The sequence below is a fragment of the Salipiger sp. H15 genome (assembly GCF_040409955.1).
Lineage (GTDB): Bacteria > Pseudomonadota > Alphaproteobacteria > Rhodobacterales > Rhodobacteraceae > Salipiger.
In genome coordinates this window covers 307785-332911 of sequence record NZ_CP123385.1, presented here as the reverse complement: position 1 = coordinate 332911, position 25127 = coordinate 307785, and the positions used below count along the sequence as shown (strand labels likewise).

The following is a 25127-nucleotide window of genomic DNA, read 5'->3' as shown; positions in this document are numbered from 1 at the left end:
CCCACGGGGCCCGCTTTTTCGCATCCGGGGCACCCTTCGGGTCTTCCACATGGTCCAAATATCCCGGGGGAGTCCGCGCAGCGGACGGGGGCGGAGCCCCCATCCGGACCCGCCACCAAAGCCGCCCGGATGCCGTGGCGGCAGGGCGTAAAATTTGTGAATTTTTTCATCCGAACCCTCTTGCTCCCCCCAGCCCATATGAGTAAAAGCCCGCCTACCGGGTGATTAGCTCAGTGGTAGAGCGCTTCGTTCACATCGAAGATGTCGGGGGTTCAAATCCCTCATCACCCACCATCCTTCCCAGAAGGGCCTCGATGATATCGAGGCCCTTCTGCTTTTCGTGACATCGGTTCTGTCTCGGTCACGGCGGGCACCATGCCGTGGGCTCCCGAAATCGGGGACACCGATGCCGTCCTGCATGTGCCGGAGAAGGTATCCGCCACAGGTCGGAAAAGTCACCGACATGGTGCCAAGACTGGAAACCCGCGCGCCCTCTTCGATCGGCATTGCCGAGCGCGGAACGGTGACCGCCCTCTATCGAGCCAGCCCCTTTGAAGTGGTCCATCGACGAAGCGCGAAGTCCGGTAGGATTTCGGCGAACAGGAGGACTACTGAATGGCTGGAAAGCGAGAGAAGCCGGAAGACATTTCACCAAACTGCGCCTGGTCGAGGTGTTGCACGGCCAAGGCCTGTCGATGGCCGATGCGGTGCGGCAGATCGGGATATCGCAGCATATGTTCTACCGGTGGCGGAAGCAGTATGGCGGGATGAACCGGGCTCAGTTGTCTCGGCTGAAGGACCTCGAGAAGCTGATCCTGGCCGAGGCTGCACGGGGAGTGAAGGGCGTCCCGGAAACGGTCCGGGGGACCGTTTGAGCCCTGAACGGGCGGAGCCCCTAAGCCCTTCGCGCCGCCGCGAATGCGTGGAGCATGTGCGCCAGACACTCGGCATCTCCGAACGCCGCGCCTGCCGGGTGCTCGGTCAGCACCGCTCCACTCAGCGCACGCCGTCACTGGGCCGGGACGATGAGGCGCAGCTGACCGCCGACGTCATCGAGCTGGCCCGGGAGTATGGCCGCTACGGCTACTGCCGGGTCGCCGTGCTGCTGCGCCGGGCTGGCTGGCAGGTGAACCACAAGCGCGTGGCGCGGTGAGCCGTGGTCCGCCATCGGTTCGAGGCCCGCGGCGAACGGCGGCGCGAAGGGCTCAAGGTCCCGCACAAGCAAAAGAAACGCGGCCGGCTCTGGCTGGGCGATGGCTCCTGCGTGCGGCTGAAACCCGAGCATCCCAACCACGACTGGTCCTACGACTTCGTGCAGGACCGGACCAGCGACGGTCGGGCGTACTGGACGCTCAGTTTCCTACGCGGGAGCCGCTGATGATCCGTGTCGGCAAGCGGCTGAACTCCACCGATGTCCTTGACGCGCTGACGGACCTCTTCATCCTGAACCGCCTCGGGTTTGGCCGGAGGCTCCAACTCCTGAACAGGATGAAGCATCATCGGCAAGACCACGAACAAGTTTTCCCCTGAAGTCCGCGAGCGCGCCGTGCGGATGGTTCTGGGCGGCGCGGGTCGCCACGGTTTTTGGTGGCAGGCGATCAGGTCCATCGCCGCGAAATTCGGTTTTCCGCGAACACGTTGAACGACTGGGTCAAGAAAGCCGAGGTCGACAGTGTCAGACGCGCAGGCATCTCCAGCGACATGGCCGAGAGGATGAAGTCGCTCGAGCGGGAGAACCGCGACCTGCGCGAGGCGAACGCGATTAATCGTAACGCCTCGGTGGGTTTTGCGATGGCAGAGCTCGACGGCCGGTCGTGGTGGAATTCAACGAGGCGCATCGTGAGGCGCACGGGGTCGAGCCGATTTGCACGGTGCTGCCGATCGCCCCTTCCCCTGCGACGATCCCTTGGCGAAGCGGGCTGATCCGGCGCGCCTGTCGGGCCGTGCCCGTCGCGATGCCGCCTTGCGGCCCGAAATCGGACGTGTGTTCGAAGAGAACTGGCGGGTCCATGGCGTCTGCAAAGGCTGGCCAACCCGCGCATTTGGACATCGGGCCCGCGCGCCGGAGACCTTCATCCCATCACATCGAAGGCCCACTATGCACCGCATTCAACCCAAACCCCTCACGGGACTCAGCACACCTACCGCCCGCGCCGAGGAAGGCACGCCGCGAGACCCGGCCTCGCAGGGCCCGTCACTCGAACACCGGCTTCAGGTCGGCTGGCATGACCGTGCCCGGATTTAAGGTGAGCTGGTTGGCGACCAGCGCGACCAGCACGGCGGCGTGGGGCAGCGCGGAGAGGATGCAGGACGACAGCTCCACCCCCATCGCCGGGAGCCGCAGGGCGGCGGTCTCGGCAAGGCCGAAGAGCAGGCAGACCGGCAGGACGAGGCGGGGGTTCCAGCGCGCCACGATCACCAGTCCCACGGCGACAAGGCCGCGCCCCTTGGTGATCTCGTTCGCCCAGGTCTGGGTGTAGTCGACCGACAGCACGGCGCCGCCGAGCCCGGCGAGGCATCCGCCGACGAGCAGCGCGGACAGCCGCGACAGGGTCGGCGACATGCGTCCTCCACGGCGATGAGGGCGGATTCTCCGGCCACGCGCCATGACAGGCCGGTGCGGGTGCGCTCCAGCCACCAGTTTGCCGCCACGACCAGCAACACCGCGACCGGGGTCGCGACGCTCAGCTGGTCCAGCCCCTTGCCGATCACCGGCAGCCCGGCCAGCCATGTTCCCGCGAAGGAGGGCAGCGCCTCGACCTTGCCGCCGACGAAGCCGCGCCCGATGTAGGAGGCGAGGCCGAGCGCGAGCGTCCAGACCGCGATGCCTGCGGCCAGCTGTTTGGCGCGCGCCGAGGACCAGCGCGGCGTGCAGGCTGGCGAGGAGCAGCCCGCTCGCGGCGCCCGCGGCCATGCTGATCCACGGGTTGCCGGTGGACATCGCGGCACCGAACCCGGCGCAGGCCCCGCCGAACATCGCGCCCTCGCAGCCGAGGTTGATGATGCCGGTGCGCTGGCCCAGCGTCTCGCCCCGCGTGACGAGGATCAGCGGCGTCGCGTTGGCGAGCGCGGCAGAGCCCCAGACGAAGCAGAGGGTCGCGAGCTCCATCAGGACGCCCTCCGTTGCATCAGGCCGGGAATGGCGAGAACGGTCACGAAGAGCAGCCCTTGCAGGATCAGCGCCGAGGAGGCGGGGATCTTGGCGTAGAGCTGCAGGGAGTCCCCCGCCGCCAGCAGCCCGCCGACGAGGATCGACACCAGCAGGATCGGCAGGAACCTGTGGCCGCAGAGCCAGGCCACGAGGAACCCGGTCAGCCCGTAGCCAAGCGAAAGGCCGGGCTGCAGGCGGCCCTGGATGGCGATCGCCTCGCTGATGCCGCCGAGCCCGACCGCCGCGCCGCCGAGCGCCATCAGCATGGCGGCGTGGCGCGGGACGCTGAGGCTGAAGGTCTCTCCGACCTTGCGGTTCATCGCGAGGACCCGGACGCGCTCGGCACGGATGCCGCGGGAGAAGGCCAGGGCGCAGGCGAGGGCGAGCGCGACGCCGAGCAGCAGGCCGAGATGCAGCCGGGTGCCCGGCAGGACGGGCAGCCGGACCGCCTCGGGAAAGCGGGCGGTCGCCGGCCAGCCGAGGTTGCCGGGGTCGCGCCACGGTCCGAAGACGAGCGCGTTCACCATGAGCACGCGGATGTAGTTCATGACCTGCGTCGTGATCGTCTCGTTCACCGCGAGCCGTCCGCGCAGCCATCCGGGGAAGGCTCCCCAGGCGGCGCCGCCGAGCGCCGCGGCGAGCAGGGTCGCCGGCAGGAGAAGGACCGCCGGGGCGTCCGGCATCGCCAGCACGAGCGCTGTCCCGGAGATCGCGCCGAGGTGCAGCTGCCCCTCCGCCCCGACCGAGATCAGCCCCAGCCGGCCGGGGATCGCCGCCGCGAGCGCGCAGAGCAGGATCGGCGACGCCTTGAGCAGGGATTCCTCGCGGCTGAAACCATCGCCGGTGGCGAAGAGGACGAGGTCGGTCATCACCCGCAGGGGTGGCTGGCCTATGGCGGTGAAGAAGGTGGCGGCGGCGAGCAGGAAGACGAGACAGGTGGTCAGCAAGGCCAGGCCGAAGGGTCTGGGGCCCCGGGGGGTGATGCTGCTCATGTCCGGCCACCCGTCATCAGGGCGCCGACCTCGGCGCGGGTCAGGTCGGGCGTGACCGGCAACTCGGCCATGATGCGCGCGTCGCAGATGACGGCGACGCGGTGCGCGAGCGCCAGCAGGTCGTCGAGTTCCTCGGATATCCAGAGCACCGCCGTGCCCGCCGCGGCCGCCTCGACCATCCGGCGGTAGACGAAGGCCGTCGCGGTGATGTCGAGGCCCATGGTCGGGAAGACCATCAGCAGGGCCTCGCGGGGCTCCCCGGTTTCGCGGGCGATCACCAGTTTCTGGACATTGCCGCCGGAGAGCGTACCGGCGGTTCGGGCGGGCGGACATCGTAGGCGGCCAGCCGTTCGGCCACCTCGCCGCCTGTCCGTTCCGCACCGCGGCCAAGGGGGGCGGCGATCCCGCGAAGGGCGAGGTTGGAGGCAAGGCTCAGGCCCGCGACGATGCCGTTCTCGCGCGGGTTCTCGGGCACGTAGCCAATGCGCAGCGGACGGCGTGGATCGTGGCGGCGGCGACTGATCGTCGTGCCGTCGAGCAGCACGTCGCCCTCGCTCAGGTCGCGTATCCCGGCCACGGCCCCGGCGAGCGCCGTCTGGCCGTTCCCGGTCACCCCTGCTATTTCCACGATCTCGCCGCGGTGCACGGTGAGGGTGACGTCCTTGGCATCGGCTGGCGCCGTGCCGGTGGTCACCCCGCGCAGCAGCAGCTGCGGGCGAGGACGGGCGGGCAGGGGCGGACGGGCCGGCGGGCCGCGCGGGTCGGCTCCGGCGTCGGATGTGCCCATCATCATCGTCACGATCTCGGCCCGCGAGAGTGCCGCGACTTGGCCCTCTCCGGAGATCCGCCCCCGGCGCAGGATGACCACGCGATCGGCGCAGGCCTCGACGTCGGCCAGCTTGTGCGTGATGAGCACCACGGCGACGCCCTCCGCCGCGAGGCCGAGGATCAGGCCGTAGAGCCGCTCCGCCTCGGCCGGCGTCAGGACCGAGGTGGGCTCGTCGAGGATCACCAGCCGCGCGTTCAGGTTCAGGACCTTGGCGAGCTCCACGAGCTGCTGCTCGCCGGTGGAGAGGGTGCCGAGCCGGGCATCGGGGTCGATGGCGGGGGCGAGCTGCGCGAGGCGCGAGAGGGCGCCCTGGGCGTTCCGCCCGCGCTTGCCGAGGTACCAGGGCGTGCCGGGCCAGGCCATGGCAAGGTTGTCCCGCACCGACAGCGCCGGCAGCAGCGAAAAGGTCTGGAACACCATGCCGATGCCGGCCGCCATCGCCTCCGCCGGACGGGAGAGGGCGTCGACTTGCCCGCGCCGTTCTCGCCGAGCAGTGCCACGACCTCTCCGGCGGCGACGTCGAAGCTGACGTCGTCGCAGGCGGTGATCGCGCCGAAGCGTTTCACCACGCCCCGGAACGAGACCAAAGGGGCCGCGCCCGCCGGGGCGGCGCTGAGGTTATCCAACGGCGAATATTGCATCGACCTCGACCGCCGCGTTCTGGGGAAGGGTGGCCACGCCGATGGCCGTCCGGGCGTGGGGGCCGATCTCGGGGCCGAAGACCTCGGCCATCAGGTCCGAGACGCCGTTCACCACCCTGGGCACCAGCGGGAACTCGGGGTCGGCGTTCACGAAGCCGCCGAGCCGGAGACAGGCGACAACGCCGTTCAGCGATCCGCCGAGCGACAGGCGCAGGGCGGCGATCAGGTTGAGGGCACAAATCCGCGCGGCCCTCTCGCCGGTCTCGAGGCCGAAATCGCGGCCGACCTTGCCAGCGTAGACCATCCGCCCGTTCCATTCGCAGGTCTGCCCCGCGAGATAGACAAGGTCGCCATGCCGCCGGAAGGGCTGGAAATTGGCAATCGGGACCGGCAGCAGGGCAAGGCGATCGTCGGGAGTCATCGTCAGCGTCGTCATCTTGCGGCTGCCAGCCCGTCGAGGACGGCCTGCGATCCGGTGACGAAGCCGAAGAGCAGCTTCACATTGTAGAGCACGGCCTGCACGCAGTATTGCGGCGAGGTCGTCGCGGTCGCGTCCTCGATCAGGATCGTGTCGTAGCCGAGGAACGAGGCGTCCTCGAGCGTCGTCATCACGCATTGGTCCATGTTCACCCCGCCGATCAGAAGCGTGGTGATCCCGAGATTGCGCAGCACGGCATCGGCCTCGCAGTCCCAGAAGGCGCTGAACCTGTGCTTGGTGATCTGGCAGTCGCCGGCTCCGGGGTTGATCTCGTCAACCACCTCGGCGCCCCAGAGGCCCTTGGCGATGATCGCGGACCGGGTGCCCGGCACCGGCTGGCCGAGGTCGGTCTCGAGCCCGGTGGGGTGGTGCGCGTGGCGCAGCGAGGGATGGATGTTGAGCAGGTCCTTCCGGACCCCCCAGTTCACCCAGACCACCGGCATGTCCTCGGCGCGGAAGGCCTCGATCAGCCTCTTGAGCGGACCGATCGGCGCCCGGTTCGGGGTGATGTCGATGCCGCGCGAGTGCATCCACCCGCCCTCGGTGCAGAAGTCGTTCTGGATGTCGACGATCAGCAGCGCGGTCTTCGCGGCATAGACGGTGATGGCCTGCGGCTCGGCGGCCAGCGTCACCGGCCGGACGGGCCGGGCGGGACGTGTCATGGCGACATGGTCCGGCGTGACCTGCCAGCTCGTCGAGGGGGCCGCGCCCATGGGATGGGCCGCGGCGGTCGGTGTCTTCTGCACGGTCATCAGCTTGCCGACCCCGTGACGCCCTCGACCATGAAGCCCATGGACTCGATGGCCTCCATCTTCATCACCTCGCCCTCGGGCACGATGGTCTCGCCGGACTGGCTCACGATGGGGCCGGACCAGATGTCCAGCTCGCCCGACAGGATCTTCTCCTTGGCGGCCAGCACCTCGTCGATCACCTCCTGCGGTACCTTGGGCCCGAAGGGGTCGAGCACCGCATGGCCGCTCTTGAGATCGCCACGCACGTGGCCCGGGGTCCAGCTGCCGTCCTGGATGGCCTTGACCTGCTCGGCCATCATCGGCCCCCAGTTCAAGGACACGCCGGTCAGCCAGACATCCCCCGCCCGGTCCGAGATGTCGACGTCCGTGCCGACAACCATGGTGCCGGTCTTCTGCGCGGTCTCGGCGATGGTGATCGGGCTGTCGACCTGCTGGGCCACGACGTCGATACCCTGATCTGCAAAGGCGCTGACCGCGTCGGCCTCCTTCTGCGGCTCCCACCATCCACCGGTCCAGACCACGGTCATGGTCACCTCGGGGTTCACAGATTGCGCGTCCATCGTGAAGGCGTTGATCGAGCGGAAGAGTTGCGGGATCTGGAAGGCGCCGATGAAGCCCAGCTTGTTCGAGCTGGTCATTCGCCCCGCGACCATCCCGGCAAGATACATGCCGTCATCGCTGTCGGCCCGGTAGGTGCCGACGTTGTCCGGGGTCTTCAGGCCCCCGGCATGCAGGAACTTCACCTCCGGGTATTTCTCGCCGAGCTAGATGGCGTAGTCGAGATAGCCATAGCTGGTGGCGAAGTTTATGCCGGTGTCCGAGCGGATCATCCGCTCCATCACCCGGCTGACCTCGGCGGTCTCGGGGATGGCTTCGAAGACCTGGGTCTCCATGCCCGGAATGGCTTTCTAGATCTCGGTCCGGCCAAGGTCCATCGACATGTTGTAGCCTTAGTCGGCGGCGGGGCCGACGTAGATGAACCCGACCTTGTTCATGTCGGGTTCGGCGAAGGCGGAGGTGCCCGTCACGAGAGCGACGGCCGTGAAGATGCGCAGTTTCATGGACCTTCCCCGATGCAAGATTTAGTAATTCTTCTGTTACTAAAATGGGGACGTGCCTTTCTGTCCGGCATCAGGAATCTTCACGGTCGCATGGAGGCGGGCACGCGGCTCGCGGCTCGCGAGGGCGGTGCCCGATTCATGTGCTTGTTCTTAAATTGTATTTTGTGAATTTGTGCGCAGATACCGTCAGTCGGGCGCCCCGGAAAAACCGTGGGGACCCGATCAAAATTTACCCACATTCTTGCCCAAGGGAGGGCTTCGGATCAGCTCGGCGCCGCCTCCGGACGCAGGAAGGTCCGCAGCATGTCGCGCGAAAGCTGGCGGTGCTCCGCCCGCCACGCGCTGTCGGTCAGGTCCTGATTCCAGATCGCCGAGAGCGTCGGCGCGTTCGACAGGTGGAAGTAGCTGAGCGCGACCATCATCACGTAGACATGCAGCGGGTCGAGCCCGGAGCGCACGCTGCCCTCCCCCTCGCCCCGGCGCAAGAGGTCGCGGATCTGCCCGACGACTGGCGAGGCGACGAGCGGCGTCGCCTCGGAGCGGCGAAGGAAGGTGGCCCCCATGAGGTTCTCCGCCGACAGCATCCGGACCAGCTCCGGGTGCCGTTCGAATTGGCCCGAGGTGAAATCGAACATCGTCAGCAGCCCGTCGAGCGGCGGCGCGACGCTCAGGTCGAGCTTGAGTTCCTCGGACCGCAGCCCGCCCAGAACATGGTCGAGCGCGGCGACATAGAGCCCCTTCTTGTCGCCGAAATAGTGGTAGATCATCCGGTTGCCGACATCCGCATCGCGCGAGATCGCCTCGGTCTTCGCGCCGCTGAACCCGCCCCGTGCGAAATGGTCGATCGCCGAGCGCAGGATGCGCTCGCGCGTCTCGGCCGCGTTCTTCGCCCGCGGCCGGTCGGAGGTCCGATCTTCTTCTTTTGCACTGCGGCGGTTCCCAGGATGACTGCCCGGGCTACAGGAATAGGCACAACGCGGCAGGATGAGAACCCCGGTAACCGACAGAGCAGGAAACGCGGGCGCGCCGGTTCCCTTCGAGAGGGTCTACGAAGAAATGGGTTCCGGCAAGGGCATTGGTCTCTTCAGTTCTATCTGGCCGGGCAGGAGCTTCGCACAGGCCGCGAATGACGGCGCTGTCGTGTCGCGCTGACACAAGGCCGAGCCGAACGCCCTCCGGGTGCAGCTCGGTCCCCGCGCCCCCTCAATAGGAGCCGCGAAGCGCCTCGTAGGACACCATGGCGTTTTCGCGGTAGGCGGGTCTCGTCTGCAGGCGCTCGTAGTAACGGCGCAGGTTCTCCAGTTGCGGCCTTGGCCAGTCGAGGGTGTAGAACCGGTGCAGGATGTGGCCGCAGGCGATATCCGCGAAGGTGAAGCGCTCGCCGTCCAGCCATGGACCCTCGGCGAGCCGATCGTCGAGCATCCGGGCAAGCGGGACGAGCCGTTCGGTCGCCCGCTGAAGCAGTTGGGGATCGCGCGTTTCCGGGGGCAGCCGCACGTCGTAGACGAAGACCTCGAGCACGGCCTCGGTGAAGGTTCCCTTTGCCCATTCCGCCCAGCTGTCCAGCCGCGCGCGGCGCGCGGGGTCGGAGGGCCAGAAGTCTCCGGAGCCGTATCTTGCGGCGAGGTAGCGCAGGATCGCGGCGCTTTCGAACATGCAGACATCGCCGTCGAGAAGGACCGGGACGCGGCCCATCGGGTTCATCTTCAGATAGTCGGTGGTCTGCGTGGAGGCGTGCCCGTGGCCATAGTCATGCCGTCTGTGATCGAGGCCAAGTTCGCAGATCGCCCACATGACCAGCTGCACGCTGGAAGAGTTCCGCCGGCCAAAAATCTCGATCATTACCGCACCCTTCGGTCGAATTCCTCCCCGAAGTCGTAGCAGAGTTTCACCCCGGGTCCAGCGCCGGCAAGGGGGCCGGGGGCAGGCGGGCGAAGGCGAAAAGGAAGCCGGGCGACCGAGGGGCCGCCCGTACTCAGGAGGCGCCGACGCAAGCGTTCACATCGGGCTGTACCAGATCGGCGAGGTATAGGCGCGCTCGGTGGTGGTCATCGGCACGTCGTCGGACATCTTCACATTGAACCGCTTGGCCTCGTAGGCGGTCCAGCGCGGGGTCGGTATCTCGATGACGCGGGCGTAGTAGAAGGCGGGTTGCGTCGCGTCGAACTCGGGATCCTTCCAGACGCCGATCAGCTCGGGCGCCCCGATGGAGTTCGTCCAGCTGGCGCTTGCCACATCGACGGTGTTGCCGACGTCGGGCAGCTTGCCGGCTTCGTCCGGCACCCGGTCCCCCGACCAGACGACGTTGTAGACCTTCTCGTGGGTCTCATCCTCGGCGTCGATCCAGCCCTTCACGATCTGGATACGGTCGAGGTTGCCCGAGAGCGGGTCCTTCATCGCCGCGACGAGGAAGCTCGGCGCGCCGCCCTCGGGGGCCGTGCCGAGATCGCCGCCCATCGGCACGCCCCTGGCATAGCCCGCGTCGGCTGGCAGGCGGGTGAGCGTGTCGGCCTCGGTGAAGTCGTAGCCGCCGAAGAAGCGCACGGTCATCCGCGAGCCGGTCGTGGCATAGGTCTCCTTGCGCATCATCGCGTCGAAGATCGCCGCCCGCGTGTTCTCGGTGGCCCAGACCGCGCCGAGCCCGCCGGCGGCCTGCTTCCAGCCGTAGATGGTGAGCGCCGGGTCCGGCGCCTCGATCACCACGTGCTCCCAGCGGTGCGGCTCGGGCTCGACGCCCGAGTGCTTGCCGAAGAAGTTGTCCTCCTGCGCCGTCGACAGCCCGGTGTGCGAGTCCGTGGCGCCGACCATGCCGAACTTGAACGGGTTGACGCCGAGCTTGCGCTCGATGGCGAGGCCGCGCTTCAGCGCCTCGCGCGCGTATTCCCCGGCCAGCATGTCGGGGGTCTTGACCTCGGTGCCGTTGAGGTTCGCCGCGTCCCAGGTGTCGAAATCGGCGAACTCGTCATCGGGGCTGAGGAAGGGATGCGCCTCGCCGTCGCCCTTGATCTGCGTCGCCTCGTAGAGCGGCTCGAACCGCGCCCGCATCTGCGCGATCTCCTCGGTGAGGGGCGAGCCGTCATAGGCATTGAGCGAGAACATCCGCCCGTTCGACAGGTTGCCGTTGTGCGGGATGGCGAGCACCTCGCCGCCGGTCCGCGCCTCGAAATCCGCCAGCGACGCCCAGAGGTCCTCGGGGTTCTTGCTGTCGTATTGCGAGAAGGGGCGCGTCTGGTTCGCCCGCAGCGCGTCGTCGCGGAAGAGCACGTTGCGGTGCAGGTTGTTGGCGCCCTCGGTGGTGTACTCGTAGCCGATGATGGCCGAGAACACGCCCGGTTCGTTGTAGCGGTCGGCGAGCGCCGTGTAGGCCTCCCAGGCGTGCTTGATCGCCTTGGGGTTGTCGATCGGCGGCTTTTCATCCGAGAGCGAGGCGACGATCTCCATCGCGGTGTCGAAGGCCTTCTTCGGGTCTCCGGCGGTCAGCGCCTCGTACCAGAGCCGCCCCTGCTCGGTGGAGAGCACCTGCGCGTCGCCGGACAGAAGCTGCGGCATCAGCCCGTACATCTCGGCATGGTCCGAGATCACCAGCCAGTCGAGCGGCCGCGAGAGCTTGGCCCGCAGCCCGTGGGTGGTGGTCACCTCCTCGCCGCGGGCGAAGCGGTAGGCATCCTCCTGCGACAGGCGCGTCATGGTGCCGGCATCGACCGAGACCATCGTGTGCAGGTGCGAGTCCCCCCAGAGCGGGATCTGCGGAAAGTTCCTCCCGGCGTAGGGCGAGAAGTCCTCGGGCGCGAGCACCGCCTCGGTGTCCTTCTGCTCGGTCGAGTATTCCTGCGCGCGGGCGAAGGGCGGGCAGACCGCGCCACCGCAGACGATCAGCGCGAGGGCCGTGTGAAATGTTAAGGTGTATCTATGATTGAACAAATGCAGCATCGGATGTCTCCTCCCCAAGACAGACGCTCAAAGGAAGCACCAACCAAAATACAGGTAGGATGCTACCACATTTTCCTATGCCGAGGGATGAATGTGTGAACCCTGGCGCTCCGGCAGGCCGGTTCGTGCGCATGGCGCTCGGGCATGACTGCGGGCGGCGCACCGGCATGGAGGGCCGAGGGATCGGTCACCACGTCCTGCCTGAACGGCGGCTCGCGGCAGGGCGAGGGTCTGGTGCCGCACTATGAGCTCAGGGCGGGCCGCGGCGTTTCTCCGCGACCTGCCTTGGGGCCGCGTGACCCGCGCCTTATCGCGCCGCGCTCACCCGCCGGTGCGGCGCGCGATCCAGACCGTGTGGCGCGAGCCGCGCTTGGTGCGGCCGGCGCGGACGGAATGGGCGTGTGCCTCGAAGCCGTTCTGCGTGAGGCGGCGGGTGAAGGCCTGGTCCGGATGCGCCGACCAGACCGCGAGGATCCCGCCCGGCGTCAGCGCCCGCCGCGCCGCCTGCAGGCCGCGCTCGCCGTAGAGCGTGTCATTGCCCGGACGGGTCAGCCCGTCGGGCCCGTTGTCGACGTCGAGAAGGATGGCGTCATAGGCCCCGGTCGCGCCGCGGATCTCGGCGACGACGTCGCCGCGGCGGATCTCCACCCGCGGATCCGCAAGGCAGTCGCCGAAGACCGGCGCCATGGGGCCGCGCGCCCAGTCGATCAGCTCGGCGACGATCTCGGAGACGACCAGCCGCGCCTCCCGCGGTGCGACCGCCTGCGCGGCGCGCAGCGTGAAGCCCATGCCGAGCCCGCCGATCAGCACCCGCGGCGCGGGCCGTCCGCCCAGCCTTTCGAAGGCGAGCGTCGCCAGCGCCTCCTCGGAGCCTCCGAGCCGGCTGTTCATCAGCTCGTTCCCGTCGCTGAGGCGGATCGAGTATTCCTCGCCGCGCCGGAAGAGACGGAGCGTGTCGCCCTCGGGGGCGGGGGCACTCGCCAGAAGTTCCCAGGGAAGCATGTGCGGCTCCTGCTGCAAGGTTCGTGGAGGGCCTACCCGATCCGGAGCCCATGGGAAAGGCGCAGGAGCAGGGCGCGCGCGACGTGATCCCCGCAAGCGCCCGCGTCGCGGCCCGGGGTTTCCGGACGGCACCCCTCGGCGGCAGAGGCGTGGGGACACATGAAGGCCTCGAGGACCGCGGGCGCGGGCCACCTTCGTCGAGCAGGCGGAGGATGGTACGAATGTCGGGGTCTGCCGAACGGCGGGGATCGGCAGGGCGCCCTTCTTCAGCTAGAAAAACATGCGCCGGGTTGATGCCGTCCGCGATGAAGCGGCTACGGATGGCGTCTGGCCATATCCCTCATGGCGAGTTCCGTGCGGCGGTTTCCAGTAAAGTCTCATGGAAATCAATACGCCAGCTTTATTTCGGGGTGCGCCAGAACCGGAAACTTGAAGTGCAATGATCGCAAACGAGATACTTTTTCTGAAATCCGCAATCTAGAGATGTGTCAGGGCATTCCACGCTGCAATCCCCTGGAATTCATTCCCGATAAAACTCCCGACCTCGTTCCCCGTCAAACGCAACGGAACAAGTGGCCTTGCAGATGTCCCGGAAAACGCGCGCATTCTCCCCATAGTTGAAATCCCACCGGGACGCCGACACGCGCGGGATGTATTTTTAACGTCTTGGTGCAAATTGATTAACTTTATCTTGACGAAAATACCGGTTGGTGCACGGAATTAGGGAGAGGCTCATTTACGTCTCTTTTGTGTGGGTAACAATTATGAATATTCTGCGTACTTCCGCCTGTTTTGTTTTCCTGGGGATTTCGTGCGCCCAGGCCGCCGTGGTCGAAGGTTCGGCCACATGCGGCGAACTGCCGAACAGCAAGTGGAGCTGGGCCGTCTCCTACGACACGGTGACCATCGGCGGCGATACCTCGACCTCGACCTATGACGAGCTTCGAACCGCTGGCCGGAACCAGTTCCTCGACACCTATACCGTCACGACCATCGAGCCGACCTACGAGCAGGTGAACATCACCTGCACGGCACTGAACCCCCAGGGGAAAATCAACCTCGATCACTCGACCACGATCCTGGGCGAGATGACGATGATCGATCCGGGATCGTCTTCCGAGGAGAAGACGAGCCAGGTCAAGGTCTGCGGGCCGAACCTCGAGCCCTGCAGCTGACCCAACATCACCGCTGCCCGCCGGACTTTCTCCGGCGGGTGGCATATCGGGGTCATGTCTATGCGGAAACGTACCGTTTTCCTGATCGTCTTGTTGTGCCTCGGGCTCTGGCAGCTCGTCGGCGCTGATCGGCTCGCGCATCCCGGCGGTGCCGAGGGCGGGGCTTCCGAGCTCGCGCCGCTCACCGAGACCTATCGGCTTGCGCCGGTCACGTCCCGCGTCCTCGTCGAGAGGGTGCCCGCGACCGGCTCCGTCGAACCCGTCGCGCTGGTCTCGGTCAGCTCGCAGGTGTCGGGGCAGATCAAGACGATCTATGTGGATTTCAACGCGCGGGTCGCCAAGGGCGACGCGCTGGCGCAGATCGACCCGCTGAGCTTCGAGATCGCTGTCAGCATGGCGCAGGCCGAGCTGGACGTGGCGAAGGCCAGCGTGACGGCGCAGGAAGAAAGCATCGCCGGGCTGCGTGCCGATCTCCTGGCGCGCGGGCACGAGCGCGACGCCGCCACGGCGGCCGAGGACCAGGCCAGGGTGCTGCGCGACGACGCCGAGGCGGATGTCGGGCGCAAGACCGTGCTGAGCAGCCTGTCGAGCGTTGCCGAGCAGCAGAAGGCGCGCACCGCCCTTGCCAGCGCCGAGGCGCAGCTGCGCAATGCCGAGGCCGCACGGAAGGCGCGCGAGGCCGCGATCCTCCAGGGACAGGCCGGGCTGCGCGCCGCCGAGGCCCAGCTCGAGAACATCCGCGCCGGGGTCCGCCAGCGCGAGGCGGCGCTGCTGCAGGCGACGGCGGAGCTCGAGCGCACGGTGATCCGTGCGCCGGTCGACGGCAGCGTCACGGTGCGCAGCGTCGAGCCCGGGCAGACCGTGGCCGCCAGCCTGCAGGCACCGGTCCTCTTCACCATCGCGCAGGATTTGCGGCGGATGCAGGTCATGGCGACGGTCGGCGAGGCGGACATCGGCCGTATCCGCGTCGGCCAGGCCTTCGAATTCAGCGTCGACGCCTACCCGGGCCGGCTGTTCCGGGGCGAGGTGCTGCAGATCCGCGTCCAGCCGCACTCGGTGCAGAACGTGGTGGCCTACACGGTCGTCGCCAGCGCGCCGAACCCGGACCTGCTGCTGCTGCCGGGCATGACCGCGACCTCGACCATCATCGTCCAGCAGACCGCGCCGACGCTCGCGGTTCCCTCGGCCGCGCTGCGCTTCCGCCCGCCGGGAGACACCCGGCAGGGCAGCCCGAAGGTCTACGTGCTGACGGGCGGTGCGGTGGTCCCGACCGAGGTGTCGATCGGGACCAGCGACGGCGGCTTCACCGAGATCAGCGGGCCGGGCATCGCGCCGGGCGTCGAGGTGGTGACCGGGCTCGTCGACATGCGCCGCACGCCGCCCGCGCCCGCGTCGGCCAGCCTGTTCGGGTTCCTGCAATGAGCATCGTCGAGCTGTCGGGCATCGGCCGCAGCTACAGCTCTGGAGGCGGCGCGGTCGAGGCGTTGCGCGGGGTGAGCCTTGCCATCGGGGCAGGGGAGTCGGTGGCGATCGTCGGCCCCTCGGGCTCGGGCAAGTCGACGCTGCTCGGGATCATGGGCTGCCTCGAGCCGCCGACCGCCGGTCGCTGCCTCGTCGCGGGGCAGGACGTCTCGCGGCTGACCCTGTCGGAGCTCGCGCGGCTGCGCGGGCGCATCCTCGGCTTCGTCTTCCAGAGCTTCAACCTGCTGCCGCGCCTCACCGCGCTGGAAAACGTCGAGCTGCCGCTGGCCTATGCCCGCCGGCCCCGCCGCGAGCGCCGCGCCGAGGCGCGCGAGATGCTCGACCTCGTCGGCCTCGGCGGGCGCATGCATCACCTTCCGGCGCAGCTGTCCGGCGGCCAGCAGCAGCGCGTCGCGATCGCGCGGGCGCTGGTGAACCGGCCGGAGCTGATCCTCGCGGACGAGCCGACCGGCGCGCTCGACAGCGCCACGGGGCAGGACATCCTCGCGCTGCTGCAGGAGGTGAACCGGCGCGGCACGGCGCTGGTGATCGTCACCCATGACGCGGCGGTGGCCGGGCGGATGGGCCGCTGCATCGAGGTGAGGGACGGCACGATCCTCGCGGACAGCCGCGCCCGGCCTGCGGGGGCGGCGGTCGCATGAGGGCGCCCGACGTCATCGCCGAGGCGCTGCGCTCGCTTGGCGCGAACCGCCTGCGGGCCGGGCTCACCACGCTCGGCGTCATCATCGGGGTGGCGTCGGTGGTGCTGCTGATGGCGATCGGCGCCGGCACGCAGGCCAGCATCCACGACGAGATCGAGCGGACCGGCACCAACCTCGTGCTGGTCATGCCCGGTGCACCCGCGTCGGCGCGTCCCGCGGCCGGGCCGGTGCGCGGCCTGCTGACCGACGAGGACGCGAGGATCCTCGCCGACGAAGGCTATGGCATCGTCGCCGTGGCGCCCACCGTGGCCAGCGTCGTCCGCCTCGCCTCGCCCGCGGGGGGTGTCTCCTCGACGCTGCAGGGGGTGACCGACGACTTCTTCGCGGTGCGCAACTGGCGCCTCGCCTCGGGGCGCAGCATCGTCGAGGAGGACCTGCTCACCTCGTCCCGGGTCGCGATGATCGGCGCGACGGTCGCCGAGAACCTCTTTCCGGGTCAGGATCCGGTCGGCGCCGTGCTGCGCGTCAACGAGGTGCAGATGGAGGTGATCGGCGTGCTGGAGGCCAAGGGCAGGTCGATGGACGGCTCGGACGAGGATGACGTCGTCCTTCTGCCGCTCACCACCGCGCGCGAGCAGATCATCGGCCGGCAGGGGGTCACCGCCCGCTCGGTCGGCATGGTCACGGTCAAGATCGCCGACAGCCGCCGCATCGAGGAAGGCATCGCCGAGATCCGCGACATCCTGCGCCTGCGCCACGCGCTGCCTCCGGGCCAGCCCGACGACTTCCGCCTCACCAACCTCGCCGAGATGCTGAGCCTGCAGCAGGAGGCCTCGGCGGCGATGACCCGGCTGCTCGCCGCCATCGCCTCGATCTCGCTTGTGGTGGGGGGGATCGGCATCATGAACATCATGCTGGTCTCGGTCACCGAGCGCACGCGCGAGATCGGCATCCGCATGGCGCTCGGTGCCGAGCCGCGGGCGATCCTGGCGCAGTTCCTCGCAGAGGCGGTGACCCTGTCGGTCGCGGGCGGCGCGGCGGGGGCGGGCTGCGGCCTGCTGGCGGCCTGGCTCGCCGACAGCAGGTTCGGGCTGCGGGCGCTGCCGAGCACCGAGCCACTGGTGCTGGCGCTTCTCTTCGCGACCCTCGTGGGCCTGCTCTTCGGCATCTATCCCGCGATGATGGCGGCACGGAAGTCGCCGCTCGAGGCGCTCCGGCAGGACTAGCGCGGTCCCGTCGCGCCCTGCGCAGGTCTGGAAAGAGAACCACCCCCGCCGGGCGAGCGACGGAGGTGGTCCAGGAGTTTGAAGCGACATCGCCGCGGGACCATGGGACCTTGCAGGTCAGCCGGTCCCGGGCCCTGTCGGCGGTGTGGCGTGGTCCGTCAGTCCACCGGGATCATCACGACCGTGGTCGAGATGTTGTACGGAAGGATGATGATCTCGTGCACTTCGGGATCGTCGCCCGAGATGCTGATCTGGGTTGCTGCCTCGCAGATCTTCTCGTCGGCAGCGGTCTTGGACCCGGCCTTCTCTTCCGCCGCGGCGGCGATTGCATCCTCGACCGCGACGATGAACTTGTCACACTTCACCTGCGTCACGTTTGCGAAAGCCGCGCCGGAGGAAAGGATAAGCGCAAAGGAATAAACGGCAACTGTGCTCAACTTCATTTCAATAACTCCAGATTAATATGAATCAGAGGTTACATAGAGCCTCCCATTCATGCAACCAAATGTTGCGGCGGGATTTTATGCGACCCGGCACGTTGCGCGCGAAAATCCGGCGCGGGGTGCCGTGGGGAGGGCGCGGTACAGCCCTTGGGTGCCGCATTCCGCAAGGGTGCAAGACTTGGGCAGGCCGCGGGAGGGAGGCGGCAGGTTTCCGCCGATCTCCGTGCCGTCCCCATGCCTGTGGCGCTTCCGATCGGCGCGCGGCAGGCCCGGAGATGCCGGGGGCCGATTCCATCGGCGCGCTTCCAGCGGCCGAAAGCCATTCCCGCGGCGTCTCTCTCAAGGGCTGCAAGCGCGAGCCGCGGATCAGGCAGGCGGATGCGGGTGGCCCGTCATCGGGTCCTGCGGCCGCCGGTGCGCCAGCCGCTCGCGGTGGATGAGGTAGAGCCCCGATCCGACGATCAGCGCGATGCCCGCCCAGACCAGCGGCGCCGGGAAGTCGCCGAAGACCAGCCAGCCGAGCAGCGTCGCCGAGGCAAGCTCGACGTAGCCGAGCGGTGCGATCAGCGCCGAGGGCGCGAGGCGCAGCGCGTAGGTCAGGAAGATGTGCGACAGGGTCGCGGCCATGCCCATGCCGCCGAGATAGGCCCAGGCCGGACCCTCGGGCAGCACCGCGCCGCCGCCGAGGCTCTCGGGCAGCAGCCACAGGAAGGGCAGGCCGATGACCACGGCGGCGATGGCGGTGGTCGCCTGCTGCGCCACCGGCGGCAGGCCGCGCAGCTTGCGCGTGACCAGCATGTAGCCGGCGAAGGCGACGGCGGTGACCAGCGGCAGCACCGCCGGGAACCCGTAGGTCGAGAAGCCCGGCTGCACCACCAGCAGCGCCCCGGCGAAGCCGACGATCGAGGCGAGGATGCGCCGCGGCCCGACGCTCTCGCCCAGCAGCGCCCAGCCGAGGAACATCAGCACGAAGGGCTCGATCTGCGCGATGGCCAGCGCGTCGGCGATCGGCAGGTAGACCATGGCCCCGACGAAGGCGATGGTGGCGACCAGCGACAGCGCGGCGCGGATCACGGTCAGGAAGAGCTCGCGCGGGGTGAGGCGCAGGCGGATGCGCAGCACCAGCGCCAGCGCGACCATGAGCACCCCCTGCACGACGAAGCGCGCGACGGTGATCTCGGCCACCGGCAGGCTGCGGGTGGCGAGTTTCGAGCCCACGTCGATCAGCGGCGCCGTGGCGCAGAACCCCAGCATCAGCAGGGCGCCGAGCAGCGGGCGGTCGAGATGGGGGCTGGCCACGGGGGCCGCGAGGGGCGCTTGCGTCGTTGTCATGCAAAGCCCATGCGCAGCGCCGCCGGATTCGGCAAGGGGGCGCGTGGGGCGGGACATGAAAAAGGGGCCGCGCGGTGGCGGCCCCCTTCGTTCGGATGTCTCCGGATCACTCGATCGGGTTGCGCCAGGCGTCCCGGTCGATGTCGAGGTCGGCGTAGTCGTCCGGGTTCAGCACCGGACGGTCGACACCCGCCGCAAGCTGCGTCTTGAAGTCGCGCAGCAGCCGCAGGGCGGTCGGGAAGAGCATCATGATCACCAGGAGGTTGACCAGCGCCAGCACGCCCATCATCGGGTCGGAGAAGAAGAACACCGCCGTCGCTCCGGGCGCCACCGCGCCGACGAAGACGATCGCCATGATCGCGAGGCGGAAGATCACCAGCGACACCGGGTTCTTCGACAGCACCGTCAGGGCGTTCTCGCCGAGGTAGTAGTTGTAGATGATCGACGAGAAGGCGAAGAGCAGGATCGCCCCGGTCAGGTAGTACTGCGACCAGGTCCCAAGGTGCGAGACCAGCGACTGCTGGGTCAGCGCCACGCCGTCGATGCCCTCGGCGCCCGGCACGTAGACATCGCCGAGCAGGATGATGAAGGCGGTGCAGGAGCAGATCAGGATCGTGTCGATGAACACCGAGAAGGACTGGGTGATGCCCTGGCTGATCGGGTGACGCACCTCGGCGGTTGCCGCCACGTTGGGCGCCGAGCCAAGGCCGGCCTCGTTCGAGAAGAGACCGCGCCGCAGGCCTTGTGCGAGTGCCGCGCCCATGCCGCCGCCGACCGCCTGCTCGAAGCCGAAGGCGTTGCTGACGATCGAGGAGATGACGCCCGGGATCTCGGTGATGTTGAGCACGATGACCAGCAGCGCCAGCGCCAGGTAGCCGACCGCCATGATCGGCACGATCACGTCCGAGGCCTTGGCGATGCGGTGGATGCCGCCGAAGATGATCGCGCCCGCCGCCAGCGACAGCGCGATGCCGGTCCACAGGCGATCGATGCCGAGGCTGTCCTGCAGCGCACCCGCCACGGTGTTGCCCTGGAAGGCGTTGAAGCCGAGGCCGAAGGCGGCGATCAGGCAGATCGCGTAGACCACGGCGAGCCAGCGGAACTCGAAGCCGAGGCCGTGGATGATCGACAGGGCAGGGCCGCCGCGGAAGGTCTTCTCGTCAACCCGGCGCTTGTAGAGCTGGGCGATCGAGCATTCGACGAGGCTGGTGGCCATGCCGACCAGCGCCACCGCCCACATCCAGAAGACGGCGCCCGGTCCGCCGAGGGTGATGGCCACCGCGACACCCGCGATGTTGCCGCCGCCGACGCGGCCGCCGACCGAGACCAGCAGCGCCTCGCGGGCCGAGATGCGGCTCGGGTCGGCCGAGTTGTTCGAGCGGCTCAGCACGCGGAACATCCGCCCGAAGAAGCGGAACTGGACGAAACCGGTTGCCAGGGTAACGAAGCAGCCGAAGATCACCAGGATCGGGATCAGCGACCAGCCCCATGTGAGATCTCCGATCTTGCCGAAGATCATTTCCAGAAATTCCATGTGTCCTCCAGTTCTGCGATCATTTTGGCGCGAAGTGCGCGCACACTAGGCAGGCGAGGTCGAAATACCATTTCACTAGCTTGCACCCCCCTGGCGCTGCTTGGTACTGAAAAGCATCAACTAGCGAAGGATGAGCGCATGTCGCGCGATTTGCCCCGAAATCTGAGGCTTCTGTGTAGTTACCACAGATCCATCGCCGAGGTCTGCAGGCAGCTCGGCGTGAACCGCTCGCAGTTCAACCGCTACCTGTCGGGAGAGACCTATCCCTCGCTGCGGCTGATGCAGCGCATGTGCGACTTCTTCGGGGTGGACGAGAGCGAGCTCCTGCTGCCGCACGCGCAGTTCGCCGAACTGGTGCGGCTGCGCCCCGGCAGCATCGGCGCGACGGTCGAGCGCAACGTGGTCGCCGCCATGGCCAATGACATCCGGCTCGACTCGCAGCGCGCGCTGATGGCCTACACCGGCTACTACCTCGTCTATTACAACTCGATGTCGCACCCGGGGCAGATCCTGCTCTCGGTCGGGCGGATCTACGAGACGCCCTTCGGGATGAACGTGAAGACCATCGAGAACGTCGGCAAGCCGGGGCGCTCGAAGTTCACCTGCAAGTACCAGGGCGCCTGCTTCGTGCTGGGCGACCGCATCTTCATGACGGTGATGGAGACGCTGACCCGCAACGAGGTGATGCAGATCATCCTCTACCCGAGCTACAACAACCGCATCCGCTACCTGACCGGCGTGGTCTCGGGCGTGGCGGCGCGGGCGCCGCGGCCGCCCGCGGCGACGCAGATCGTCTTCGAGTACTTGGGCGAGAACATCGACCTGCGCCGGAACATGCGGCGCAGCGCGCTCTATGCACCCGACAGCCCCGACATCCCCGAGGAAGTGCGCGAGATGCTCGGCTCCTGGGCGCGGCATCCCGGCCCGCTGATCGAGGCGCCGCTGGCCTGAGGATCAGCCCGTGTGCATTTCGCCGCAGACCGGGGTCGCGAGGAAGGCGCGGCGCGCCTCGAACTCCGCATGCGCCGACAGCGCATGGTGCAGCTTGGCATAGGCCATCTCGGGGGTCATGTCGCGGCCGTCGATGACGCCGCCCTCGCGCAGCACACCGCCCGCGGCATAGGTACCGAGGCTGACGCCGCCCTCGGGCGACTGGCTGACCGCGACCACCGGCACCTGCCGCTCGGCGGCGCGGCGCAGCGCAGCGCGCATCTGCGGCGTGTCGGGCGCGGTGCCCGAGCCGTAGCAGCGCAGCACGATGCCGTCGCAGTGCTGCGCGGCGAAGTCCAGCAGTTCGATGCAGCCGCCCGGCGCGACCGAGTGGATCGCCACCCGCTGCGGGCTCAGCAGGGCGGGCGCGAAGCTGTCCGCCGGGGTGAGCGGCGGCGTCGCGTCCTCGGCCCCGGCGAAGGCATCGGCGAAGCTCGAATGCGCCTTGCGGACCCGCGCGCCGTGAAGGAGCTTGCCGGCGAACTGCACCCAGACCCCCGGCGTCGCCGTCTGCGCGGCCCGCAGCGCGTCCGCGAGGTTGTCCCAGCCGTCGCTGCCCTCGACCGTCAGCGGCAGCATCGAGCCGGTCAGGACCACCGGCATCGCCAGCCCGCGCAGCGACAGGCACAGCGCGGCGGCGGAGAAAGCCAGCGTGTCGGTGCCATGCGTCACGACGATGCCGTCGAACGCGCCCTGCGCCTCGGCCAGCAGGCGGGTCAGGCGGTTCCAGTCCTCGGGCGTCGCCTCGGCGCTGTCGATCAGCCGCTCGAGCGGGCGCAGCGTGACCCCTGCCGGACAGCGCCCCTCGGCCCCGAGCCGTTGCAGCGCGTCCTCGAGCACACCGGCTTGCGGCGCGAAGCCCTGCGGCGTCGCGGCCATGCCGATGGTGCCGCCGGTATGGATCAGCAGAAGTCGCACGTGAGTCCTTTCCTCTTTGCGGCGCGTCGGGTTGCGGCCTGTCTCGCCCAGATGCCGGTCGCGGGCCAGATGCGCCGGGGAGTGCCCCTGACGCCGATCTTGCCACAGGTCGCGTCAACCAGCGTCAGCTTCGGCGCTACCGGCAAGATTGCACGTTGCCAGCTGAACCTGGCGCGGTAAATGCCGCCGCGAAGTCACCGGGAGGACCGACGATGCGGACTGAATTCGATTCACTGGGCCAGTACGATGTGCCCGACGATGCGCTCTATGGCATTCACACCATGCGCGCCTACGACAACTTCCGGATCTCGGACGTGCCGGTCTCGGAGTTCCCCGAACTGGTGCGCGGGCTCGCGATGGTCAAGAAGGCCGCCGCCGCCGCCAACCTGCGCATGGGCGTGCTGAGCGCCGAGAAGGCCCATGCCATCGACCTCGCCTGCGACGCGCTGCTGGCGGGCGAGCACCACGAGGCCTTCATCGTCGACATGGTGCAGGGCGGTGCGGGGACCTCGACCAACATGAACGCCAACGAGGTGATCGCCAACCTCGGGCTGCGCCACTTGGGCCACCCGCCGGGCAGCTACGCCCACCTGCACCCGAACGACGACGTGAACCGCTCGCAGTCGACCAACGACGCCTACCCGACCGCACTGCGCCTCGCGATCCTGCAGCGGCTCGAGGGGCTCTCGGTCGAGCACCAGCGCCTCTGCGACGCCTTCGAGGCCAAGGCGGTGGAGTTCGATGCCATCCCCAAGCTCGGCCGCACGCAGCTGCAGGACGCGGTGCCGATGACGTTGGGGCAGGAGTTCCGCTCCTTCGCCAACACCATCGAGGAGGACATCGAGCGGCTGCGCGACGTGTCGGACCTGCTGATGGAGGTGAACCTCGGCGGCACGGCGATCGGCACAGGCGTCAACGCGCCGCTCGGCTACGCCCCGGTGGCGGTGGAAGAGCTGCGCCGGGTCTCGGGCCTGCCGCTGCGCCAGGCACGCAACCTCGTCGAGGCGTCGTCCGACCTCGGCGCCTTCGTGGCCTTCTCGGGCATCCTCAAGCGCGTCGCGGTGAAGCTCTCGAAGATCTGCAACGACCTGAGGCTGCTGAGCTCGGGCCCGCGCTCGGGCATCGGCGAGATCCGCCTGCCGGCGGTGCAGGCCGGCTCGTCGATCATGCCGGGCAAGGTCAACCCGGTGATCCCCGAGGTGGTCAACCAGGTGGCCTACCAGGTGATCGGCAACGACCTCACCGTGACCATGGCGGCCGAGGCGGGGCAGCTCCAGCTCAACGCCATGGAGCCGGTGGCGATCCTCAATATCCTGCAATCGATCCGCATCCTCAAGCGCGCCATGGCCTGCCTGACCGACCGCTGCGTGGTGGGCATCGAGGCGGACGAGGCGCGCTGCCGGAACCTGCTCGAGAACAGCCTCGCCGTCGCCACCTCGCTGGTGCCGCAGATCGGCTACGAGAGCGCGGCGCGGGTCGCCAAGCACGCGCTGAACAACGGCATCTCGGTCTACGAGGCGCTGGCCGAGCTGGGGATCGAGGCCGAGCCGCTGGCCTCCTGAGGCCCGGACCGCAGGCCGGACAGATCGGCGGGCCGCCCCGGAAGGGCGGCCCGTTTTGCATTGTCGGAAGGGGGCTCCTAGAGCTCCCTCAGGTAGGCCCAGGACACGTAGCCCGTGAGGTCCGGCGCGCGGTCCAGCGCGACCCGGCACCAGCGCGTGCCGCCGGTCTGGGTGCATTCCCTCACGCGCACGACGGTGCCGTTGGGCAGGCCGACATAGGTGTCGAAGCCGGTGCCGGGGCCGCCGCGCAGCTTGAGGAAGTCGCCTTCCTCGACGCCCTGCACCTCGTACCGGTGGCCGAGGGCAACCGCCCCGGGTTCGCCGCCACATGCGGCCAGTGTCGCCAGCGAAATCGCGGCCCAGATGGTCTTGCGCATCTTTTTCTCCTGCTCGGTGTGCCTCCGACCGGTCTAGCGCGACCGGGCGGGGAAAGGCACGGGTTGATTTGCATCCGAGGCGCTCGGCTGGCGGCTGTGTTCTCCGCGCCGCCGCGAGAACCCCCGTGATGCCCGCCGTTCCGTCCCTGCCCGGACGCAACCGCGGTATTGCGGATATAGGTGTATTCCGAGGGGCGATCCGCCGGACTGAAATACGACTGAGGGCGTGAACAAATATCAATTCCGGAATTTAAGAATTGTCCTTGGAAATGTCGCCTCGCTGACATTCGGCGCCAATTGACGCAACCTCGCCGCGACTAAAGTCGCAGGTCAAGTGGCGTAAAAGTCCTTTTTACGTGAAATGGTAGTTTTCAAATGTTCGCACTCTACCCAAAGGAGAGTTCGCTCCGACGTGGCGCCAGGTATTTTAACCAACTGGGTCACTTCGTCCTGGCCCGGGAAATTGCCGTCTCGCGCTCGCCATGTGCCCGGGGAAGGCCCCGGATCGGGGAATAGGATGAACTTCATGCGTCAATACATTAGACTATAAAAAGATATATGAGATATGATCGCCCGGATTATCCCCGAACGGACCTTCTGGCACCTTCCTC

23 protein-coding genes, 1 tRNA gene, 4 pseudogenes and 1 other annotated feature are annotated in these 25127 nt (G+C 68.1%); of the genes and pseudogenes, 10 read left to right on the top strand and 18 right to left on the bottom strand.

The annotated features are described in order from the left end of the window. The first annotated feature begins 219 nt into the window (after positions 1 to 219). The 3 genes and pseudogenes from PVT71_RS15860 to PVT71_RS15850 all read left to right on the top strand — a co-directional run. Positions 220 to 294: transfer RNA gene (locus tag PVT71_RS15860), tRNA-Val, on the top strand. A gap of 321 nt (positions 295 to 615) precedes the next feature. Next, positions 616 to 1446, top strand: a pseudogene (locus PVT71_RS15855) (IS3 family transposase); the annotation flags it as partial. A gap of 52 nt (positions 1447 to 1498) precedes the next feature. Further along, positions 1499 to 2029, top strand: a pseudogene (locus PVT71_RS15850) (transposase); the annotation flags it as partial. After that, positions 1779 to 1889: a sequence feature (AL1L pseudoknot), on the top strand. (Overlaps the previous pseudogene by 111 nt.) A gap of 165 nt (positions 2030 to 2194) precedes the next feature. Here PVT71_RS15850 and PVT71_RS15845 read toward each other — a convergent pair. Further along, positions 2195 to 2563: a hypothetical protein gene (locus PVT71_RS15845; RefSeq protein WP_353475032.1), complete on the bottom strand. Its 369-nt coding sequence runs from the start codon at positions 2561 to 2563 to the stop codon at positions 2195 to 2197. A gap of 54 nt (positions 2564 to 2617) precedes the next feature. Between PVT71_RS15845 and PVT71_RS15840 the strand changes: the two genes are divergently transcribed. Continuing rightward, positions 2618 to 2791 carry a hypothetical protein gene (locus tag PVT71_RS15840; RefSeq protein ID WP_353475031.1) on the top strand — a complete coding sequence of 58 codons (174 nt, stop codon included), beginning with the start codon at positions 2618 to 2620 and terminating at the stop codon, positions 2789 to 2791. A gap of 317 nt (positions 2792 to 3108) precedes the next feature. On the opposite strand, the gene PVT71_RS15835 is transcribed toward PVT71_RS15840, so the two are convergent. The 12 genes and pseudogenes from PVT71_RS15835 to PVT71_RS15780 form a co-directional block, all read right to left on the bottom strand. Then, on the bottom strand, positions 3109 to 4143 hold the full coding sequence (locus PVT71_RS15835) for a hypothetical protein (protein ID WP_353475030.1): 1035 nt from the start codon (positions 4141 to 4143) through the stop codon (positions 3109 to 3111). Then, a complete protein-coding gene (locus PVT71_RS15830; RefSeq protein ID WP_353475029.1) occupies positions 4140 to 4421 on the bottom strand; it encodes a hypothetical protein in 282 nt (93 codons plus the stop codon). The genes PVT71_RS15835 and PVT71_RS15830 overlap by 4 nt, the downstream gene beginning before the upstream one ends. Then, positions 4418 to 5512, bottom strand: coding sequence for an ATP-binding cassette domain-containing protein (locus PVT71_RS15825; protein ID WP_353475551.1), 1095 nt, complete (start codon positions 5510 to 5512; stop codon positions 4418 to 4420). The genes PVT71_RS15830 and PVT71_RS15825 overlap by 4 nt, the downstream gene beginning before the upstream one ends. Beyond that, positions 5443 to 5613: pseudogene (locus PVT71_RS15820) on the bottom strand (hypothetical protein); the annotation flags it as partial. The pseudogene PVT71_RS15820 and the gene PVT71_RS15825, both read right to left, overlap by 70 nt. Continuing rightward, positions 5591 to 6049 carry a RidA family protein gene (locus PVT71_RS15815; protein ID WP_353475028.1) on the bottom strand — a complete coding sequence of 153 codons (459 nt, stop codon included), beginning with the start codon at positions 6047 to 6049 and terminating at the stop codon, positions 5591 to 5593. The gene PVT71_RS15815 and the pseudogene PVT71_RS15820, both read right to left, overlap by 23 nt. Beyond that, positions 6046 to 6843 carry an isochorismatase family cysteine hydrolase gene (locus PVT71_RS15810; RefSeq protein ID WP_353475027.1) on the bottom strand — a complete coding sequence of 266 codons (798 nt, stop codon included), beginning with the start codon at positions 6841 to 6843 and terminating at the stop codon, positions 6046 to 6048. The genes PVT71_RS15815 and PVT71_RS15810 overlap by 4 nt, the downstream gene beginning before the upstream one ends. Further along, a pseudogene (locus tag PVT71_RS15805) lies at positions 6843 to 7592 on the bottom strand (BMP family ABC transporter substrate-binding protein); the annotation flags it as partial. The gene PVT71_RS15810 and the pseudogene PVT71_RS15805, both read right to left, overlap by 1 nt. 15 nt (positions 7593 to 7607) lie before the next feature. Then, positions 7608 to 7736 carry a hypothetical protein gene (locus tag PVT71_RS15800; RefSeq protein WP_353475026.1) on the bottom strand — a complete coding sequence of 43 codons (129 nt, stop codon included), beginning with the start codon at positions 7734 to 7736 and terminating at the stop codon, positions 7608 to 7610. A 431-nt stretch (positions 7737 to 8167) separates the two neighbouring features. Beyond that, positions 8168 to 8761 carry a TetR/AcrR family transcriptional regulator gene (locus PVT71_RS15795; RefSeq protein WP_353475550.1) on the bottom strand — a complete coding sequence of 198 codons (594 nt, stop codon included), beginning with the start codon at positions 8759 to 8761 and terminating at the stop codon, positions 8168 to 8170. A 346-nt stretch (positions 8762 to 9107) separates the two neighbouring features. Beyond that, positions 9108 to 9746: a glutathione S-transferase family protein gene (locus PVT71_RS15790; RefSeq protein WP_353475025.1), complete on the bottom strand. Its 639-nt coding sequence runs from the start codon at positions 9744 to 9746 to the stop codon at positions 9108 to 9110. Between the two features lie 156 nt (positions 9747 to 9902). Beyond that, positions 9903 to 11834, bottom strand: a complete 1932-nt coding sequence (locus tag PVT71_RS15785; protein WP_353475024.1) for a DUF3604 domain-containing protein — start codon at positions 11832 to 11834, stop codon at positions 9903 to 9905. Between the two features lie 321 nt (positions 11835 to 12155). After that, positions 12156 to 12836 (bottom strand): spermidine synthase, encoded by a 681-nt coding sequence (locus PVT71_RS15780; protein WP_353475023.1) that lies wholly within the window; start codon positions 12834 to 12836, stop codon positions 12156 to 12158. 827 nt (positions 12837 to 13663) lie between these two features. On the opposite strand from PVT71_RS15780, the gene PVT71_RS15775 reads away from it, so the two are divergent. From PVT71_RS15775 to PVT71_RS15760, 4 genes are read left to right on the top strand one after another with little or no spacing between them, the layout of a single operon-like run. Continuing rightward, the gene (locus PVT71_RS15775) at positions 13664 to 14011 is read left to right on the top strand and encodes a hypothetical protein (RefSeq protein ID WP_353475022.1); all 348 of its coding nucleotides are present in this window, start codon (positions 13664 to 13666) and stop codon (positions 14009 to 14011) included. A gap of 60 nt (positions 14012 to 14071) precedes the next feature. Then, entirely contained in the window at positions 14072 to 15433 is a 1362-nt protein-coding gene (locus PVT71_RS15770) for an efflux RND transporter periplasmic adaptor subunit (RefSeq protein ID WP_353475021.1), read from the top strand. Next, on the top strand, positions 15430 to 16134 hold the full coding sequence (locus PVT71_RS15765; RefSeq protein WP_353475020.1) for an ABC transporter ATP-binding protein: 705 nt from the start codon (positions 15430 to 15432) through the stop codon (positions 16132 to 16134). Before PVT71_RS15770 ends, PVT71_RS15765 begins: the two co-directional genes overlap by 4 nt. Next, a complete protein-coding gene (locus PVT71_RS15760; protein ID WP_353475019.1) occupies positions 16131 to 17360 on the top strand; it encodes an ABC transporter permease in 1230 nt (409 codons plus the stop codon). Before PVT71_RS15765 ends, PVT71_RS15760 begins: the two co-directional genes overlap by 4 nt. A gap of 158 nt (positions 17361 to 17518) precedes the next feature. Here PVT71_RS15760 and PVT71_RS15755 read toward each other — a convergent pair whose 3' ends face one another. From PVT71_RS15755 to PVT71_RS15745, 3 genes are all read right to left on the bottom strand, one after another. After that, positions 17519 to 17734, bottom strand: a complete 216-nt coding sequence (locus tag PVT71_RS15755) for a hypothetical protein (RefSeq protein WP_353475018.1) — start codon at positions 17732 to 17734, stop codon at positions 17519 to 17521. Between the two features lie 435 nt (positions 17735 to 18169). Then, on the bottom strand, positions 18170 to 19135 hold the full coding sequence (locus tag PVT71_RS15750) for a DMT family transporter (RefSeq protein ID WP_353475017.1): 966 nt from the start codon (positions 19133 to 19135) through the stop codon (positions 18170 to 18172). Between the two features lie 106 nt (positions 19136 to 19241). After that, a complete protein-coding gene (locus tag PVT71_RS15745; protein WP_353475016.1) occupies positions 19242 to 20669 on the bottom strand; it encodes an alanine/glycine:cation symporter family protein in 1428 nt (475 codons plus the stop codon). A gap of 138 nt (positions 20670 to 20807) precedes the next feature. Between PVT71_RS15745 and PVT71_RS15740 the strand changes: the two genes are divergently transcribed. Continuing rightward, entirely contained in the window at positions 20808 to 21620 is an 813-nt protein-coding gene (locus PVT71_RS15740; protein WP_353475015.1) for a helix-turn-helix transcriptional regulator, read from the top strand. A 3-nt stretch (positions 21621 to 21623) separates the two neighbouring features. Here the strand turns inward: PVT71_RS15740 and PVT71_RS15735 are convergent, their stop codons facing one another. After that, entirely contained in the window at positions 21624 to 22577 is a 954-nt protein-coding gene (locus tag PVT71_RS15735) for an asparaginase (protein ID WP_353475014.1), read from the bottom strand. A gap of 212 nt (positions 22578 to 22789) precedes the next feature. On the opposite strand from PVT71_RS15735, the gene PVT71_RS15730 reads away from it, so the two are divergent. Continuing rightward, a complete protein-coding gene (locus PVT71_RS15730; RefSeq protein WP_353475013.1) occupies positions 22790 to 24139 on the top strand; it encodes an aspartate ammonia-lyase in 1350 nt (449 codons plus the stop codon). A 77-nt stretch (positions 24140 to 24216) separates the two neighbouring features. Here PVT71_RS15730 and PVT71_RS15725 read toward each other — a convergent pair whose 3' ends face one another. Next, entirely contained in the window at positions 24217 to 24516 is a 300-nt protein-coding gene (locus tag PVT71_RS15725) for an SH3 domain-containing protein (protein ID WP_353475012.1), read from the bottom strand. Positions 24517 to 25127: the final 611 nt, after the last annotated feature.

Excerpts from the sequence above, each read along its gene's own strand:
- PVT71_RS15790 (WP_353475025.1), bottom strand. The coding sequence starts at position 9,746 with ATGATCGAGATTTTTGGCCGGCGGAACTCTTCCAGCGTGCAGCTGGTC.
- PVT71_RS15750 (WP_353475017.1), bottom strand. The coding sequence starts at position 19,135 with ATGACAACGACGCAAGCGCCCCTCGCGGCCCCCGTGGCCAGCCCCCAT.
- PVT71_RS15740 (WP_353475015.1), top strand. The coding sequence starts at position 20,808 with ATGTCGCGCGATTTGCCCCGAAATCTGAGGCTTCTGTGTAGTTACCAC.
- PVT71_RS15725 (WP_353475012.1), bottom strand. The coding sequence starts at position 24,516 with ATGCGCAAGACCATCTGGGCCGCGATTTCGCTGGCGACACTGGCCGCA.
- PVT71_RS15800 (WP_353475026.1), bottom strand. The coding sequence starts at position 7,736 with ATGGAGACCCAGGTCTTCGAAGCCATCCCCGAGACCGCCGAGGTCAGC.
- PVT71_RS15785 (WP_353475024.1), bottom strand. The coding sequence starts at position 11,834 with ATGCTGCATTTGTTCAATCATAGATACACCTTAACATTTCACACGGCC.
- PVT71_RS15760 (WP_353475019.1), top strand. The coding sequence starts at position 16,131 with ATGAGGGCGCCCGACGTCATCGCCGAGGCGCTGCGCTCGCTTGGCGCG.
- PVT71_RS15770 (WP_353475021.1), top strand. The coding sequence starts at position 14,072 with ATGCGGAAACGTACCGTTTTCCTGATCGTCTTGTTGTGCCTCGGGCTC.
- PVT71_RS15845 (WP_353475032.1), bottom strand. The coding sequence starts at position 2,563 with ATGTCGCCGACCCTGTCGCGGCTGTCCGCGCTGCTCGTCGGCGGATGC.
- PVT71_RS15810 (WP_353475027.1), bottom strand. The coding sequence starts at position 6,843 with ATGACCGTGCAGAAGACACCGACCGCCGCGGCCCATCCCATGGGCGCG.
- PVT71_RS15780 (WP_353475023.1), bottom strand. The coding sequence starts at position 12,836 with ATGCTTCCCTGGGAACTTCTGGCGAGTGCCCCCGCCCCCGAGGGCGAC.
- PVT71_RS15835 (WP_353475030.1), bottom strand. The coding sequence starts at position 4,143 with ATGAGCAGCATCACCCCCCGGGGCCCCAGACCCTTCGGCCTGGCCTTG.
- PVT71_RS15815 (WP_353475028.1), bottom strand. The coding sequence starts at position 6,049 with ATGACGACGCTGACGATGACTCCCGACGATCGCCTTGCCCTGCTGCCG.
- PVT71_RS15765 (WP_353475020.1), top strand. The coding sequence starts at position 15,430 with ATGAGCATCGTCGAGCTGTCGGGCATCGGCCGCAGCTACAGCTCTGGA.
- PVT71_RS15730 (WP_353475013.1), top strand. The coding sequence starts at position 22,790 with ATGCGGACTGAATTCGATTCACTGGGCCAGTACGATGTGCCCGACGAT.
- PVT71_RS15745 (WP_353475016.1), bottom strand. The coding sequence starts at position 20,669 with ATGGAATTTCTGGAAATGATCTTCGGCAAGATCGGAGATCTCACATGG.